The sequence below is a fragment of the Pseudomonas sp. NFACC14 genome, from assembly GCF_900106885.1.
In the GTDB taxonomy this organism is placed as follows: domain Bacteria; phylum Pseudomonadota; class Gammaproteobacteria; order Pseudomonadales; family Pseudomonadaceae; genus Aquipseudomonas; species Aquipseudomonas fluorescens_AA.
In genome coordinates this window covers 95,972-114,594 of the sequence record NZ_FNOA01000001.1, presented here as the reverse complement: position 1 = coordinate 114,594, position 18,623 = coordinate 95,972, and the positions used below count along the sequence as shown (strand labels likewise).

Annotated in this window: 7 protein-coding genes and 1 pseudogene; 3 read left to right on the top strand and 5 right to left on the bottom strand. The window is 57.7% G+C overall.

The window, feature by feature from the left end:
• Positions 1–4: 4 nt before the first annotated feature.
• Positions 5–505, bottom strand: a complete 501-nt coding sequence (locus BLU85_RS31580) for a methyl-accepting chemotaxis protein (RefSeq protein WP_256326534.1) — start codon at positions 503–505, stop codon at positions 5–7.
• Positions 506–877: 372 nt separating this feature from the next.
• Positions 878–2,032, bottom strand: a pseudogene (locus BLU85_RS31575) (FIST signal transduction protein); the annotation flags it as partial.
• Positions 2,033–2,370: 338 nt separating this feature from the next.
• Between BLU85_RS31575 and BLU85_RS00510 the strand changes: the two are divergent.
• Positions 2,371–3,477: a hypothetical protein gene (locus tag BLU85_RS00510; protein WP_092204867.1), complete on the top strand. Its 1,107-nt coding sequence runs from the start codon at positions 2,371–2,373 to the stop codon at positions 3,475–3,477.
• 320 nt (positions 3,478–3,797) lie between these two features.
• Here BLU85_RS00510 and BLU85_RS00505 read toward each other — a convergent pair whose 3' ends face one another.
• The 3 genes from BLU85_RS00505 to BLU85_RS00495 are packed head-to-tail and all read right to left on the bottom strand — an operon-like array spanning position 3,798 to position 5,921.
• Complete coding sequence (locus tag BLU85_RS00505) at positions 3,798–4,172, bottom strand: hypothetical protein (protein ID WP_092204868.1); 375 nt, start codon at positions 4,170–4,172, stop codon at positions 3,798–3,800.
• The gene (locus tag BLU85_RS00500) at positions 4,172–4,714 is read right to left on the bottom strand and encodes a tetratricopeptide repeat protein (RefSeq protein ID WP_092204869.1); all 543 of its coding nucleotides are present in this window, start codon (positions 4,712–4,714) and stop codon (positions 4,172–4,174) included. Before BLU85_RS00500 ends, BLU85_RS00505 begins: the two co-directional genes overlap by 1 nt.
• A gap of 22 nt (positions 4,715–4,736) precedes the next feature.
• Complete coding sequence (locus BLU85_RS00495) at positions 4,737–5,921, bottom strand: tetratricopeptide repeat protein (protein ID WP_092204870.1); 1,185 nt, start codon at positions 5,919–5,921, stop codon at positions 4,737–4,739.
• Between the two features lie 249 nt (positions 5,922–6,170).
• Between BLU85_RS00495 and BLU85_RS00490 the strand changes: the two genes are divergently transcribed.
• The gene (locus BLU85_RS00490) at positions 6,171–18,155 is read left to right on the top strand and encodes an RHS repeat protein (RefSeq protein ID WP_092289988.1); all 11,985 of its coding nucleotides are present in this window, start codon (positions 6,171–6,173) and stop codon (positions 18,153–18,155) included.
• A 10-nt stretch (positions 18,156–18,165) separates the two neighbouring features.
• A complete protein-coding gene (locus tag BLU85_RS00485) occupies positions 18,166–18,540 on the top strand; it encodes a hypothetical protein (RefSeq protein ID WP_092204284.1) in 375 nt (124 codons plus the stop codon).
• Positions 18,541–18,623 lie beyond the last annotated feature (83 nt).

Genomic DNA, 18,623 nt, shown 5'->3' with positions numbered 1-18,623 from the left:
GGCCTCACGCATTGGCGTGGGTCAGCCCGGTCAAGGTGTCGGCGATGGCCTTCGTGCGTTGTGCCGTGCCTTCGGTGGTACGGCTGGAGTCTTCCAGGGCATCGAGCATCTCCCGCAGGGCGCTTACGGCAACGGATTGGTCTTCGATCTGTTGGGCGACGCCTTGGATCTCCGTCGAGAGCAGATCGATGTCCACGCCGATTTCCGCGGCATTCTGGCGGGTGATTTCCGCAAGCTTGCGGACCTCATCGGCCACCACCGCAAAGCCTCTGCCCATCTCACCGGCCCGCGCTGCTTCGATGGCGGCGTTGAGGGCCAACAGGTTGGTCTGGCCGGCGATTTGCTGGATGACCTGTACGATCGACTGGATACGCAAGCTCGAGCTGGCGAGCGCACGGGCACCGACCACCGCTTCACCCGCTTGCGTGGCAAGCTGCTCGACGGTGGTGCCGGCCTGCTCGGCGACACTGTTTTGCCGGTCGATCGTGCCCGTCAGGTCATCCATCGACAGGTGCAGTTCGCCGGAGTAATGCTTGATTTGCGTCGCCATCAGCGCTTGTTGCTGGCTGGCCTGCGCCAATACCTGGCCCAGGTCCGTCAGGCCGTCGAACACCGGCAGGATCGTCTGGTCCAGGCCGCGAGTGTCCAAGGCGCTGCTGAAGTCATTCATCTTGAACGCCATGATCTGCTTGACCACGACATGATTCAGACCCGCCAGCTTCTTGATCTGGCGGCGCAGGAAAAAGGCTTTGAACTCGCCATGGTGGGCGATGAAGTGATCGACGTACTCATCAACAAAAACGGCGCCCTTGGTGACCCTGAAGAAGAAAATCGCCGTGAGTGTCTGGTTAAGATTCAAACCGAGGATTTCACCAAACGTCGAGAAGCCGGCCAGAGGCACATCCCCGAAAATACCGGTCATGCTGCCCAGGTCGCTGCTGTTGTTGAGCCGGCGCAGGATACAATCGTTGAGAATGGCGGCCACCGGCTGGCCACCTTTGCCCTTGAGAAATTTCTCGTAGTCGAGCCGGGTCGCTTCGCGCAGGGGCGTGCGCTTGACCATCACCAACTCTTCGCCGGGCGCCACGTCGCAGAACAACTGGATGATCTGCTGCTGATGGTCGATGCGGGCAATGGAGCGGACGAACAGCTCATCACCCACGCGGATAGCGAACGAATAATCGGCCAGCTTCTTTTCCAGCGCCTGGGCACTGCACTCGAAGGCCTCGCACAGCGCCTGGACCATGCTCTTGATGTTTCCACGGCTGTCGATGACCTGATCGATGGTGCGGTCTTCGACCGACGCGGTCAGCACGCTGAACGTCAGCCCGGCAGGTTGGAAATTCTGGCTCTTGAACACCCCGAAGCGCACATCCGCCGCGGTTTTCAGAAAGACAATCTGCGCATGGTTCTGGTAACTGCGCTGCCCATCACTGATCAGGGTCTTCTTGAAATCCGCCTTGCCACCGGCCGAGCCGCCAACGAACAGGCAGGGGAAACGGCCTGATTCATAGAGCGCCTCCATAAAGAACGACTCGGAAGCCGAAAGACCATCGAACACCACGTAGGCCAAGGTATCGCGATGGTCAATGGGCGTGCTCACCTGCGCCTGCTTGATGTTACTCACCAACCGAGCGATTCGCTCACGCATGGCCAGGCGCTTGCCGCCACCGCGAATGTCCTCGCACTCCAGCGGCACCATCACCACCTCGGCCGATGCAATCACACTGGCGTCGAACAGCTGCAGCACCACCCGATCCCAGGTCTCGCCGGTCTGGCAATACAGCGCGTTCGCAGCGTTGCACAGCTCACCCGACGTCGTGCACAGGCTGATGGCGCTTTGGGGAAAACGCTGCTTGACCTTGGCGGCGACCCGGTCGATGTCCAGGTGAGGGGAGACAAACCCGGCGATCAATACCGGTGTGATGCGTACGTTGGCCAGCGCCTGGTCCAGTTCGCTCAACGTGCAGGCCAGGCTGACCGCCCCTTGTGTGCGGGCTCGGGCTATGTTGAAGAGATTCGATAGGTTCATGGCGGGACTCGGTTGAGCGCGACGTGACGCGTACGAGGTATGCGTGGGAGTCCTTTCCTGTAGCGATCACGGCTGGGGACTTGTATGGGCGTGAGCTTGTGCTATTTGCGTGGGCGGTCCATAGGGGCTTTTGGTTGGGAGTTGCTCCGTCTGTTGGATAGCGACTTTCGTACTGGTCCCGGGAAACCTGCGGAAAAAATCAGCGTTTGCTCGCTGGACGACAAAGCCCCACCCGCTATGCTTCGGCGATGGCCTATTGCTATTTGCCATGCCCACCACAACCCATCCCCGGCGTGAGACGAGAACCTGCTCGTCGCCGCCCTTTGCAGAGACGATTCATGAACAAACACAAAGCCATGTCAGGAGTCGCCTGGGGTGTTCTGTTGGGTTGCATCGGGCACGCCAACGCTTTTCAACTCTCGCCGGATGGCACCTTGGCTGAGCGGGAGATGGCCAAGAAATACGGGGTTTCCTATAAGGCGACGGTGCCTTTCGCCAGTTTCGCGCTGCATAACTTTTCCGATCCTGCCCACGAGGCGCTGACGCAGAAAATCTATGGGTGTGACGGGGATTGGCAGGATTGCAGTAACCCCAACCTGGAGAATGCCGGCGCTTATGTCATTGCCGGGGTTCGCTGGAACGATGATCCGGTGTTCATGCCGGGCGCGGAAGATGCCAAGACCAAGGGCTGCGATGGACGTTACTCGGTTGGTTTCATCTCGCAGACGCGGTGTTGGGTCAATCTCTTCGAGAAAGCCGAGGACATAAGCGCTTCCGATCCGGTGGCGTTCATGGGCGCGGGGAACTACATCTCCCGTTCGCATTTTGGCGACCTGCAATTCTTGCATGCAATGGCGTCCCAAGAGGGCGACGCCCCAGAGAAGACCAAGCGCGAAATCATGATGTGGGCCGAGTTCGCCTGGGGGGTTGCCGATGGTACCTACCCCCTCAATACCTATTTGAAAGACATCCAGATCGAAGGCTGGGAACAGCATTTCAATAACGGACAAACCGTGCAGGATCTTTTTGCGGTGGGGCGTCCATGGTTGCGGGCGAATGTGAATCAGGTGGCGTTTGGCAGTTTGCTTCATCTTGTCCAGGACAGCTTTGCCGGTGGACATGCGCAGCGGCGCGAGGAGATCCTGGGTGACAAGTGCATGGGCGGTGCCGAGGCTGTACTGGGACGGATCGAGGAGTTTCATTCCTACGCTCGGCAGGATCATGCCAAGCACAAGGACGATGACGCCAGTTCAGTCGCCAGGCTCATGTTGATGGCCCATGAGCCGGATGTTGTGGATGCCGGCAAGAAGCTGCGGGGGTTTATCGCCGATCGCAAGAAATGGGCGGATGTCAGGCCTTATCTGGACGAGTGTGTTTTTGCCCTGGCCAATGAGACGACTCCTGCGTCGGCGGGGGATAGGTACAAGCTGGAAGCCAACCGCTGAACAATTGACGAAAAACTGTGGGAAAAAACTGTGGGAGCGAGCTTGCTCGCGAAGACGTCGGCACATCCAGCATCAGTGCCAACTGATCCACCGCCATCGCGAGCAGGCTCGCTCCCACAGGGGGCTGTGCCAGTCGAGAAAGCGAGGTTCACCCCCGATCTAAGGTGGGAGCGAGCTTGCTCGCGAAGACGTCGGCACATCCAGCATCGAGGCCAACTGATCCACCGCCATCAAGCACAGCGCGTTTGCACCGTTGCACAGCTCATCCGATGTCGTGCACAGGTCTATCTCAGGGGGAGGCGCGCTCCCGGATCTTCCGGTCAGGGCTCAGGCGACACCATTCGCTCAACGATTCCGTAGATGGCCCTCTCCAATGCCTGATCTTCCAGCATGGTTTCAGCGATTTTTTTTGAAATGCTGCCAAATTCGGGATGTTCCAGAATGCTTTCGCCGAACTCCCAGCGCAGGATTTCCTGCACGGTGATGACTGGGGCTGCCTCGTGGAAATCTTCAGTATTTCTTTTGAGGTCTCGAAGACGACTTTGCAAATGTACGCGCAGCACTTCGAGATCTTTTTCGCCCTTTTTGGTCTTGGCGGCGCTGGTGTTGTTTGTTGTGCTCGATGTTACTCGTTCCTTAGGCTTGGCCAGCGCAGCCAGGACCTGGGAGAGGCGAGTCGAATCGATCTTGCTCATCACGGCGTCTCGAAGGCGTTGCGGTAGGCGCCAAGAAATACCGCAGGTTCGGTAGGATCAGGAGTGATGTGGGCGACAGTGTCTGAAAGACTGGCCAGCACTCGTTCCATATCTGCCTTTAATGCCGGATTAGGGCAATCTGTCAGGCCCTGAATCAGCCGGGTGATAGCGTTCGACGTACGTTCGTCGAGCAGTTCCAGATAGGCCCCGGAGAATTCCCCGAGACTCATATCCTGCGATGTGTTCAGCAGTGAGTTGAAGGCGTTTCGGGCCTCATCCAGCTTTGATAATTGAAGGCTGAGCAAACCCAATTGGAACCGCGCAATATCCATCTCGGGATCGAGTTCAAGTGCCTCGATCATTTCCGCATGTGCACGCTCCAGCATGCCGAGCTCGGCATGTTCGGCGGCGCGAAAGTAATGGACCGCTGCATGCTTCGGTTCTATTTCAAGTGCTGCGTTCAGATAATTCAGGGCGGCGTGGTGGTCACCGTTCTGGCTGGCATTGATGGCCAAGTGTAGATATTCCGATGCGTCCAGCATGTGGGGCTCCGCGTGGGATGGCTTAGTGTTGGTCCGGATGACGGTCGGGGATCTTGTTCTGGTGTGTTTGCAGCCAGTTCTCCATCAGGACCCTGCCAGTGTCGCTGCTATCGGGGCTCGTACGGTCAAGAACCTGATCGATCACTTGGGCTGCCTTTTCTGGGTGTCCGGCTTGCTGGAGGAGAAGGGCTTCAGCGTATCGAGCCGACAAACCGTCAGGTTTGAGTTTGAGTGCACGGCGAATACCTTTTTGGGCGCGCTCTGTCATTCCCTCCAGTATGTCGACGATTGCCAATCCACCATGGGTCTCGCCAAAGTTTCGGTCCAGTGCGTAAGAGCAGTCGAGCGCCCGGCGGGCCTGAGTGCTGTCCCCTCGCAAAATATAGATCCAGGCCAAAAGATGCCAGGTACCGATGTGGTCTGGCATGAACTTGACCGCCGTCTTGAGATGCTCTTCAGCCGCGTCGAATTCCAGTTCGTTGAATTCCAGCCGAGCCAGCCCGGACCATGCCCGGCCGCATTCAGGATGCACTGCGACTGTATGAAGCCAGGTGTTGCGTGATGCAGTGATGTTGTGTTGGTGGAAGTGGACCGAGGCGCAGGCGATCAGCGCATCGAGTTGATCAGGGTTCTGCGCCAGTGTCTCGTGGGCAGTGATCAATGCTGGAGAGTAGTTGTCATTCTCGTATTGCAGCAGGGCGAGTAGTCCGCGAATCTCGATGTTTGCCGGATCTTGCAACAATGCGCGCGCTACCAATGCCTCGGCCTCTTCAGTTTCCTCCAGTTGATGCAGGGCGCGTGCATGCATCACCAATAGCGGAGTAGGGCTTTGCGCTTCATGGCTCAGGCGCGAAAGCAATGTATGGGCAGTTGCGTAGTCGCCGCTGTAAAAGTGCCCTTGGGCGGTGTTGAAGATAACCGCTGGATGCTTGATTCCACCTTCGATTGCCTTATCCCCGAAAGCGCCCGCTGCTGCATATTGGCCGGCCTGCAAGGACACATGGGCTGCCAGTGCACAGATGTTGGGTTCTTCGATCGCCTGGGTCTTCATGTGGTCGATCAATTGTTGGCCATGAATGACGTCGCCAAGATCGATGGCCAATGCCAACGCGTCGGCCAAAAGCGCCAGGTTGGTCGGATCATGCCCCAGGAAAGTGAGCAGGCGCGCCAGGCGATTCTGTTCAGCGGACGAGTTATCAGTGGTCATGAATAGATTCTTTTTCGGCGATCGGAAGAAGGGGAAGGCGGTTCTCCCGGGCGATTATTGCCTTGATGGCTGCGGCCTGTCATGCGTTAAACAGCCAATTTCAACGCCTCATAAAATATTTTTCCATCCCCCTAAACTTTTTTCGAAAGCCGAGCATAAGCACTGACAGTAGCGCTGCTTGGCCGTTGGGCGGGCAGCTATGTTTCGGCCGCGTGGGCGGCTCAGCTTCGTCGGGGAGTTAAGGGAATCATGGTCGCCATCGTCGCCGGTAACGGATTAGGGCTGTTCAATGCTTCGGTGAATTCGTTGGGAGGCAGCGGTGTCGGCGGCCAAGGCAACCTGGGGCAGGCCGGGGGGCAGGCGTTGGTCAACGTCAGCAACGGCAACCTGGTGCTGCGCTTTACCGACGAGCAACTGTCTGGCATGGGCCAGGATTTGCTGCACACCCGCATCTACAATACCCAGGGCGGCTTGAGCGATGGCGATGCCGACGGCTGGCGCTGGGACGGTGAACGCAGCCTGTTATTGACCGGCACCGTGAACACTTCCGGTAGCCAGGTGACGCGTACCACGGGCGACGGTCATCAGACGGTCTATCAATGGAACGGCAGTCGCTATCAATCGACTGAAGGCGATGGTGCCCACGACACCATTACCTGGGATGCCGGTGCCGCTCAGATGGTCTGGACGGATGGCTCTCGGCGTACCTCCGAACGTTACGACGGCGACGGCAGGCTGCTGTCCGTCACCGACGCCAATGGCACTCAGATCAATTACAGCTACGATGCCAATGGACGCTTGAGCTCGGTCAAGGACAGCTCCGGACAGGAACTGGTGCTGAACTACAATGCGGCCGGCAAGCTGGAGCGTGTCGGCACGCGTAACGCTGCGGGTGGTGCGCTGACTCAGCAGGTGTATTACGGCTATGACGCCCAGGGACGGCTGATCAATGTCAGTACTGATCTGAGCCCGGAAGACAACAGTATTGCCGATGGCAAGGTTTACCGTACCGACTATACCTACGACGGGGCCAGTTTCCGTATCGCCAGCGTCGTGCAAAGTGACGGTACCTCGGTCAGCTTCACTTATCAGGTGTGGGATGGCGAGTACCGGGTCAAGACAGTTTCCGACAGTTCGGGCACCACCACCTTCAGCTATGACATAGCCAATAACCGTACCGATGTGCTCAATGGCTCAGGCCAGCAGTGGAGCTATTTCTACGATACCCTTGACCGCTTGATCGAAGTGCAGACTCCAGCAGTGGATGGACAGCGCCTGTCCACGCGTTATGCCTATGATTCGGACGGCAATGTCATCAAGGTCACGGATGGGCGCGGCAATGCTGTCACCTACCAGTACGATGCGAACGGTAACGTCCTGTTGGAGCGCGATGCGACGGGTGCCACGGTAGCTCGTAGCTACAGGGCCGATAATCAGTTACTCAATGAAATCCGCTACACCGCGACAGCGACCCTGAACACTGCCACCGGGGTCTGGACAGAGCCGCTGGCCAGCACCGCCCAGGTCACCCGATTGGCCTATGACAGTAATAATCGGGTGCGCTTCATGGTCGATGGGCGTGGCCAGGTCACGGAGTATCGCTATAACGCCCAGGGGCTGAGAACCCAGGAAATCGCCTACGGTGATGCCTTGTTTGTGTTGACCGGGCTCACACCGCAGGATGTGTTGACCGAGTCGCAATTGGTGACCTGGGCCGGTTCGCGAGACCGAACCCGTTCGACCCTCACCGAGCTGAGTTATGACTACCGCGGTAATTTGAGCCGTCGAGTCGCTTACGGCTCGGTCAATGCTGCCGGCACCGGTATCCAGGAGAGCAGCACCAGCGTAACCGAGTACGTGTATAGCCAGCATGGTCAGCTGCTGCAGACGCTCGTAGTCCGTGCGGCAGATCGTAGCCGGAAGATTACCCTCAGTTCGGTTGTCTACGATGGCCTGGGGCGCGTGATCAGCCAGACCGACTCGGCTGGCACACGGACGACCGCCTATAACGGTACTGGCCGTACGGTGGCGGTGACCAATAGCGCCGGCATGACCATTACCCAAACCTACAACGACCGAGGCCAACTGCTTGGTCTGACGCAGACAGCAGCCGGCCTGGCGTCGCGTTCCACTTCGTATGTCTATGATGATGCCGGCCGGCAAGTCATGGTCCAGGATGCGACGGGCGTGCGCAGCTATACGTTTTACGACGAGGCCGGGCGGGTCAGTGCCCTGGTGGATGGCCTCGGCGCGGTGACCGAATACAGCTATAACGCCGCTGGGCAGCGTGTCCAGGAAAAACGCTACGCAACCCTGGTAGATACCTCGGCCTGGTACAACGGCACTGTGGTGCTCAAGAAACAGGTTGATGATGTCCGGCCGGCGAGCGCTTCTGCGGATCGTCTTACCGCCTTGTCTTATGACAATGCCGGTCGATTGAGCACCAGCACGGATGCCAGCGGTACGCTGACCACGTTCACTTATGACGGCCAAGGCCGGTTGATCAAACAACAGACAGGTGATCGCACAACGCGATTTTTCTATGACGCCAGCGGGCATCAGATTGGTCAATTGGATGCTGAAGGCTATCTGCGTGAAGACCGTCATGACGCCGCAGGTCGGCTGACACAGAGTATTCGTTACGCGAACGTGACGGTGGCGGCTAATCGGGCTACGGGCACTCTCGTTGATTTGCGTCCACCTTCCGCAAGTGATCTGACGAGTTGGTATTTCTATGACGTGGCCGGTCGGCAAATCGGCAGTGTCGATGAGAAGCAGTTCGTCACTGAAACGGTATACGACGAAGCGGGCAATACCCAGAAAACCATTCGTTATGCCATGGCCTATACTGCCGCGATTTCCGCTGCGACAACCTTCGCTACCATCAAGAGCGGCGTGGCTGCGGGTGCGGCACAAACCGCGACCACCACATTTGACGATCAGGGCCGCGTGGCCCTGCGTGTCGCTACCGATGGTACGGCCACGGCGTATGAGTACGATTCGGCCGGGCGCCTGGTGCGTGAAACCCAAGCCCAGGGCACCACTGAAGAGCGCAGTACCCGTACCCGTTACGATGCCTTTGGGCAAACCATTGGCAAGCTGCTCGGTGAGGCGTCGGGGCGCGTAACGACCGGCATGAGTGCCACCGAAGTGGCTGCGATCTATGCGCAGTACGGTTTGACCTATCAATATGACGCTGCCGGGCGGGTGGCCAGTGCCACTGACGCCTTGGGCAATCGAACGCTGTCCTACTATGACGCGGCAGGGCGCCTGACCCACGTTGTCAACGCGATGGGCGAGGTCAGCGAAACGGTTTACAGCGCTTTTGGTGACGTTCGCGAGCGGACCGATTTCACGGGGCGGTTGGCCACGGCAGACACCGCCGCCTTGTCGGGCGGTGTGTTGAATGCGCAACTGAAGACGCTGGTGCAAGCGATCCGCGACGCGGCCAATGACAATCGACGTGTGTATGACTACGACACCCGTGGCCTGCTGACGTCCACGACCGATGCCCTGGGCTACGTGACCCGTTATGGCTATAACGCCTTCGGCAATCAAACATCCGTCACCCGTACAATCTCCACGGGAAACACCATCGCCAGCAGCATCACCTACAACAAGCGTGGCGAGCAGATAAGCCGTATCGACGATGTCGGCGGTTTGGCCCGCAGCAGCGCCACGGTCTATGACGCGTTCGGCCGGGTGATCAGCCAGACCGATGGCCGAGGCCTGGTCAGCACCACCACCTATGCCAGCAATGGCCGAGTCATCACGCTAAAGAATCCACTCAACCAAGGGCAGACCAGTGAGTACGACGCTTTCGGTCGAGTACTCAAGCAAACGGATGCACTGGGCAACGTCACCGCTTACGCCTACAACGACAGTACGCGCAGCCTGACGGTCACCACGCCGGATGGCGTCAGCGTGGTGACGCTCAGGAATCGTCATGGCCAGACCCTGACAATCACCAATGGCACGGGGGCAGTGACTCGCTACAGCTACAACAAGGAAGGGCAGCTCGTCACCAGCCAGGATGCCCTGAACCGCACCACTACCAATGCTTATGACGAGGCCGGGCGGCTGCTCACCGTGACCGATGCTCTCGGCCGGATCAGTCGCTACGGCTACGACGCCGCCAACCGCGTGCTGACCCGTACCGATGCCAACAACAGCGTGACCCGCTATAGCTTTGACGGTCAGGGACGCCAGGTGCGGGTCGTCGACGCCGAAGGGAAGGCCGAGCAACGCGTCACCGACTACGCCTACGACCGCAAAGGCCAGTTGCTGAGGGTGACCCAGGATCCCAACGGCCTGAAGCTCACCACCAGTTACAGCTATGATGGCGTCGGTCAGCAAGTGCAGGTGATGCGTGGCACGGTGGCCAGTCCCAGCCAGCAGGTCACTCTGTACGCATTTGACAAGCTGGGCCGGCGCACCAGTGAACGCCAAGACCCGAGCGGGCTGAACCTGACCACTCGATACAGTTACAACGAGAACGATCAGGTCACGCGCAAGATCGATGCGGCGGGCAACAGCACTTGGTATGTCTATGATGCTGCCGGTCGTGTGAGTGCCACTGTCGACGCCCTGGGGTATGTCAGCGAGAACCAGTACGACGCCAATGGCCGGGTGGTCGAGACGGTGCGTCATGCCAAGCCGATCCAAGTGCCGACGGTGGGCAGTAGCGATGGTCGTACGCTGATCCTGAGTGGTAACACCAGCAGGTTGAACGCGGTGGAAAAAATTCCCATCGACCCGGCCAAGACCTACACCGTGCGTGTCAGGTTACGCCAGGTGACGGGGGAAGGGCTCGTTTATGCTGGTGTCCTGACCCATGACAGCACCGGCAAGTGGCTTTCCAATCCGTACGGAGGCTCTTACGCCTACAGTGCGGTGGGCGGCGTGAAACTGACGCCGGAGATGGGTTGGCGGACCTTTGAAGGCACCATCAGTGGCACCAACCCGATCAATGCGAATGCCAGTCCCAACAAGTTCTTCGAGGGCAGCGTAGGGGCTCTGCCCTTGCTGCTGTACAACTACGGTGCCGACAGCAGTGGTGATGCCAGTCGCCTGGTCGAAGTCGATTCGCTGGAACTGATCGATACCGCGACCGGCCAGGTGCTCAACGTCAACGCAGGCGCGGGCAGCGGTCAGGCGAACTGGTATTCGCCCGGCCCTATCGGTGCGAATACCGCGAGTGATGTCCTGAGCGTCGAACAGTTACAACCGCTGCTGCGTCCGGATAGTGATGACCGGCGTACTCAGTTCGTTTACGACGCGGTAGGCCGTCAACGCTATGTGATCGATGGGCAGGGCGGCGTTACCGAGAATAAATACGATGCCAATGGACGGCTTACCCAGACCGTTCAATATTCCAAGCGTATCCAACTGCCCACCGATGGTAGCAGTGACGGCAGGACGCTCATCCTGAGCGGCAACACCAGCAGGTTGAACGCGGTGGAAAAAGTCCCCATCGACCCGGCCAAGACCTACACCGTGCGTGTCAGGTTACGCCAGGTGACGGGGGAAGGGCTTGTTTATGCCGGTGTCCTGACCCATGACAGCACCGGCAAGTGGCTTTCCAATCCGTACGGAGGCTCTTACGCCTACAGTGCGGTGGGCGGCGTGAAACTGACGCCGGAGATGGGTTGGCGGACCTTTGAAGGCACCATCAGTGGCACCAACCCGATCAATGCGAATGCCAGTCCCAACAAGTTCTTCGAGGGCAGCGTAGGGGCTCTGCCCTTGCTGCTGTACAACTACGGTGCCGACAGCAGTGGTGATGCCAGTCGCCTGGTCGAAGTCGATTCGCTGGAACTGATCGATACCGCGACCGGCCAGGTGCTCAACGTCAACGCAGGCGCGGGCAGCGGTCAGGCGAACTGGTATTCGCCCGGCCCTATCGGTGCGAATACCGCGAGTGACGTCCTGGGTGCTGAACAGCTGCAAACGTTACTGCGCCCCGATAGCGCCAATGACCGCACCACCACCTACACCTACGACGCCGCCGGTCAACAAAAAACCGTGACCGATGCTGCTGGCAAGGTCGAGTCCTACACCTACGATGCCGTGGGCAACCGCAAGACCCTGACCAATAAAAACGGTCACGTCTGGACCTACACCTACGACGCGCTCAACCGTCTGGTGGAAGAAATCACGCCAGTGGTCACGGTGGCCAGCATCACCGAGGCCGGCGTGGTGTCGGCGGTGAGCCGTTACCTGGTCACCAGCAATACCTACGATGCCCTGGGCAATGTCACCAGCCGTACCGAGGGCCGCCTACGGGCCAGCGTTACCGCCGATCCGACGCTGGACGAACTGACTGAGGCGCGTACCACCGGCTATGCCTACGATGCCATCGGCCGGCAAATCCGCATCACCAGCCCAGGCTGGTACAACAAACTCAGCGGCCGCTATCAACAGGCCTCGGATGGCACCGCCAATACCTTCCAGGTCAGCACCGAAGTCACCTACGATAGCCTCGGCAATGCGGTGCGCAACCGCGTGCGAGTCAACAACAGTGGGACGGTCGCCACCGATTTTGTCGACAGCTACAAGGTCTATGACGCACTGGGGCGGGTCAGTTATGACATCGACGGGCTCAAGGGCGTAACCGCCTATTCGTATGACGGCCTGGGCCAGACCATTCGCACCGTCCGCTACGCCAATGCCTTGACCCAAGCCGTGCCAGCCAGGGGTTATTACCTCGCGACCGATGTCACCGCCACCACCCTGGTTCCCGACGCCACCCAGGACCGCACGCTGATCACCAGCTATGACGCCCTCGGGCGCAAGACCGCGGTGCAGAAAAATATCGTCAGCCTGTTCACCTTCACCGGTAATGTGGCGACCTCAACCCTGACCAACCTGGCGCCTACCACGCTTTACAGCTACGACGCCTTCGGGCAACTGGTGCGCGAGACCCAGGTGGCGCGCAACGCCAGCGGCGCCACGGTGCAGACCGGCGCCAGCTCGGTGTACTACTACGACATGGGCGGCCAGCGCATCGGTAGTGTGGATGCCCTGGGTTATTACACCCGCATGGAGTACGACGCCCTCGGTCAATTGACCCGGCAGACCGATTACGCCACCAAGCTCGCCAGTTGGAACGAGAATGCTTTGCCGGCGGCCCCGACGGCCAGCGTCAACGACCGCCGTGTTCGCTTCAGCTACGACGCCATGGGGCGTCTCAGCCAGACCACGGTGGAAGGTGCGCGTTTCTGGCAGCAGAGCATCAACGCCACCACGGGAGCGGTCAGCGCCACGTTGGTGACCGCCGACCTGTCGCTCAGCCGTAGCACTTACGACGGCGTAGGTAACGTCAAGACGGTCACTGACGCCCAAGGCAACGTCGTCAGCACGGACTACAACGCCCTCGGCCAAGCGATCAAAGTCACCGAGCCCGCACGGGCCACCGCCAAGAACGGCGCCGTCGATCCTTTTGCCAGTGCCGAGATCATCGCATCACCGACCACTACGCTCCTGCTCAACGCTTTTGGGCAGCAGATCCGCGAGATTCGCGCGGCAGGTACCGACAGTACTGGCAACGTACAGGCTGGTCTGGGCCAGATCACCCGCACCCGTTATGACGCCGTCGGGCATGAGATCCAGGAGATTGATGCGGCGGGTTCGGCGCAGGACTACAAGGTTGATGTGGCTGGCCGGCGCATTGAAGAAACCCGGCAAATCGACGTCACGATGAGCGCCTGGATGACGCCGTTTGGCGTGCCGATGCCAATGAAACACACCATTCGCCGTACTTTTGAGTACGACGCGCTAGGCCAGCAGACTGCCACGGTGGATTGGTACACGGTAGGGTTGGGGACGCAGATGTCTGCGCGTGAGAGCGCACTCTATAACCGCTTTGGAGAGGTCACTCGCAAGCAGGTCAATGGCGGCACTGTAGAAATCTTCAACTATGACCAGGTCGGTCGGCTTGAATCCTACGGCAACGCGACCAATGTCACTGCGTTCCAGTACGACCTTTCTGAAAAAGTCAGCAAAAGCACGGTGCTGGGTGACTGGAGCATCACAACCGACGACCGTATCAACTACATGCGCAACGACTTGCTTGGCCGCACGTTCGAGCAACACCTGCCAGCGTTCGAGGCCAACCTCGGCGCCGACACCCTGAACAGCGCCACCCTGACCCTGAGTACCCCGATCATCCGACAGACCCTCGATCGCTGGGGTAACGTGCTCAGTCGTACCGATGCGCGGGGCTACGTCACCAGCTACACCTATAACCACGCGAACCAGGTGCTCACCGAGACCCTGCCGGTCACTGACATCTTGCGTGAGAACGGTACTGGCTACCGGGCTAGCCTGATCCATGAAAAACGCTACGACATCCTCGGCAAACTGATCCAGGAAGCCGATCTGGTCGGGCCCTACACTGGCGTGACCACCAATACCTTGCTGCGCACCCGCCAGCACGTCTACAACCAGGTCGGTCAACTGACCCGCGATGTTGATGCGCTCGGTAATTCACGGCGATACCGCTATGACATCCATGGCAACCGCGTCGCCACTCAGGATGCCTTGGGTACGGTGTTGGTCGACGGTTACGATGCTATGGATCGGCAGATCAACCACGGCATCATTCGTGGCGGTGCCCAAGTCACTTTATTGACCAATAAGTACGACCAGGCGGGTCGTCTGTATGCCGAGATCAGCGGCACAGCGGAGACAGCGGAAACCCTGAAGAACGTGGAAGACGGTCGCCAAGGGGCATCTTATATGTCCGGGGTGGCGGGGAATACGCGATACACGGTTTATAACGAGCGCGGCAATATCACCCATAGTAATAACGAGTCAGGGGTGATGTTCAGCTATGAATACGATGCGCTCAATCGCAAGACCCTTGAACAGGACGAGATGGGAAGCACCAAGACCTGGACGTACTCGGCTGGGGATGTTTCTCGACTGGTTGGGCATAAGGATTGGGGCGGACATACCTATACCTATACTTACAATTCTTTTGGTGAGGTGGTAAAAGAGCAGATCGCCGGTGGTCCTGACAAAACCTATCAATACTTTGCCAATGGCCTGACCAAGTTGGTGGCCGAAGGTCCCGCAGATAATTGGGCGGCTACTGGCTCGGAATATGATCTGGCCGGGAATAAAGTACGTGAATTCAACTCCGCCAGCTTCACGGTGAACTCGAGTACATTCAATAGTAACTATGAAACCCTCTACAAATATGATGCATTGGGAAGGCTGATAGGAGTTAAGGCGCCTGCCGGTACTGATCTTTCGGGCCCTGCTGAAACCGCTCGTATTGATGCTCTTACGTATAGCTATGACGAGTTGGGCAATCGGCGCCGTGTCGCAATGGATACCACCAACCAGGTCGGCGTACGCACGGTGATTGACAATTGGTTTAAATATGACCTGGAAGGCCGAGTACTGGTCGAGGACGGTTTTCTCAACAGTGGGGGGCAAGTGGCCGCCGGTGTCAGAAGCGGTAAAGGGAAGGGTAAGGTCTACACTTACGACGCTGCAGGTAATCGAACGTCTTCCGAGGAATATGTAAAAACTATCGATTTCTTTGGTTATCCCAGTCACGAATATGTGCTGAATAACTACACCTATAATGACCTTGGTTCGCTGCTCACCACTACCAAGCGAGCTTCGATCCGAAACCTATCGACTAACCCCGATACCTCCTATGGGGCGCTGCTTGGCGAGGCCAGCCAGATATTCAGTGCCCAGTATGACGTACGCAATAACCGCATCTCCCAAGAGGATGTCAATGGCAGTGAGCGCACCCGTACCACCTACACCTATCGTGGAGATGGGCAGCTCAATAATCAGTTGGTAACCCGCTGGAACGGTAGCAGCTGGACGGCCTCTCAATACACGTTCTTCAACGAAACACGAAAGATCGGTGCTGATGGCGTGGAGCGTGATTCCCTCGTGGGATATAACGCTGCGGGACGTTCTGTTCACTATCGCTATAGCGTATACGACAACAACGGTAATCGGACCATGTGGGGGGAGAATTTCACGACTCTTGCAGGGTTTGAGACATGGAAGGAAAGCGAGGTTCAGGCAACTGTTAATAGAGGAACCAATGGCCTGACGACTATGTCCTACGGCGCTCGCGGCGAACTGCGTATGGCGAGTGCGAGCGGGAAAGCGAATTTTATGCGATATTTTACTGCAGACCTAAATGGTCAGCTGACCGTGCGCACGGACTACGATTTCACTTCCCAGCGTTATGTCCTACATAACGGCAACATGCTAGCAAGTGTCGGCAATAACAGTGCACCGGAGATTTACGACACCATCGCATCTGTCTCACCCGATGAAGTGCCGCGCACGCCTAGTAGTTACGTAATCGTTGAGGGCGACACTTTGCAGGGCATCGCCCAGAAAATTTGGGGCGACTCGAGCATGTGGTACCTCATCGCCGACGCTAATGGATTAGGCGTCGGTGATGCTTTGGATCGCGGCACAAGCTTGATCATACCGAACGTTGTCGGCAGTAATGCCAACAACGCCGACACCTTCAAGGCCTATGATCAGAGCGAAGTGACTGGTGATCTGACGCCGGTGCCTATCTATCAACCGCCAAAGCCTAAGAAAAAGAAGAGTAAAGGGCTTGCCAGCGTCGTCATGGTGGTGGTGGCTGTGGTGGCGACGGTGTTTACGGCAGGCGCGGCGTTGGTGGCAGTGGGGGCTGCTGGAGGTGCGACTATTGCTGGGGCCGGGGTCGCCGCGCTCAGCGGTGCGGCAGGTTGGGCTGGTTTCGGGGCCGCTATAGTGGGCGGCATGGCGGGCAGCGCTGCCGCCCAACTCGCTGGCAATGCTATGGGAGTGACCGACGGTTTTTCCTGGGGGCAAGTCGCCATGGGTGGATTGGGGGCTGCCGTTGGGGCTGGAGTCGGTGGGCTGGTGTCGGGCGGACAAACTGTCCAGCAATTGGCGCAAACTGGCAGCTATGGAAAAATCGCCACTGCCGCGGTATTGAACTCTTTTGGTAACTACGGGGCGAGCAAAATTGTTGGCTTGGACGCCAGCTTCAGCTGGCGGTCAATCGCCACGTCGGCGCTGGCTTCGGTAGCCACCGCTCGGATCAGTAAAGGGTTGGGCCTGACTACCGATAACTTCAAATCCAACTTCATGAACGGGGTCATTGGAGCCCAGGTCAGTTCCAGCGTGCAGGCCTTGATTGGTAAGGGGGGCAAACTGGACTACGCGGACGTAGCGGCAGATGCCTTTGGTAATGCGATAGGAAACGGGTTGATTGAAGCGTCGTTGGGGGGCAATTTTTTTGGTCCTGAATCAGGCCAGAAGAGTCGTCGGCAACAGATAGTTGATAAGGCGTTCGAGCGACGGGAGCAGGCTAATTATGCTGAAAATCATAGCGATTTTCTCGCCGACAATCCTTCGGTCTTGCTTGACGACAATCCATTCCAGAGGATGCGGTCCGGAATTGGCCAGGGCTATATCGGAGCTTATTCTGACGTTGCTTTGGCGCCAGATGCTAGCAGCGCTGCGGCAAGTACGTCCGACTCTCCATTCGGCGTTACATCGACCGGCACCACGAAGTCCAGGGTGAACGAGATTGGCCTCACCGATGATCAGGTTCTGTCTGGACAGGAAGATCCGTCGGACTGGTTCGAGTCCACGATTGATTCAGCCAATAAGACGATTGGGGTGAATATTAATTTGAAGTACGACACCAGTACGTTAACGGAGACGCAGGCGACCAAGCTGATGTCTTTAACCCAGGATGGGGTATCTAGGTTCTGGAGCCGCACTATTGATCTGAATGGCGATACGTATGTTGTTAATGTTAACGTGAGCAAAAATGAAGAAGGCATGCCTATTAGCCTGAGAGTCGAAAGTGGAAAAAATTATGCACGTTCGCTCAATACAAACGGCGCGATCTTTCCGTTCTCGATCCCTGGTGCCACCATCTATTATCAGCAAGGAGCCAGCGGCGGCAATCTGGATTGGGCTGACAAGGACTATCAAGTTGTTGCTGCACACGAAATCGGGCACCCTATCCTTACGCTGGCAGGTGGTCTGAGGTATTCGTGGGGTCACGAGGGGACTTCTGGTATTTTTGGCTATGAAAACGGCGGGCGGGCTCCTGTTCCAAAAACTGGTGAAATGAATTTGATGAAATACTACGAAGCCGATAGCGTTAGGATAAAATTTGACCGATCAATTGCGAGTGAGAGCGATGTCAAGAATCTTATTTATATCTCTAAGCGTCCTTAGAGTATTGGGTTTGCCGCTGGTGTTGTCTGGCTGTTTTCTGGCGCACAACTTGGAAGAGCAAGTTTTTTTATATGAGTTGCGCATTGTAAATAAACTTGCCGTGCCAATAGCTTACTGTGAAGACTTCGAAGCTGCGTCTTGTCCAAACGTGGTTCAGGGTGGAGGAAGTGAGCGAGAAATTTTCAGCTCGTATGTCGAAAATCGCAGTGATGAAGATAAGCTAAAGTCATTCAATCGTCAAAAGATCAAGATATGTGGGAAACTCGTTGAGCTCAAGCTAATCAGCTCAGTTTCACCGGTAGTCAAGCATGACAAAGATCATTTCGAGATCGTCATCGACACTGCGGTGACCGATAGGTTTTGCCAGTCGGACGTATCAGGATAACGGGGGACAAACCCTGAGGGATCCCCACAAATCTACTCCAATGCCTGTGCCTCTTGATGTGCCTCTGCTCGCAACGCGTGCTC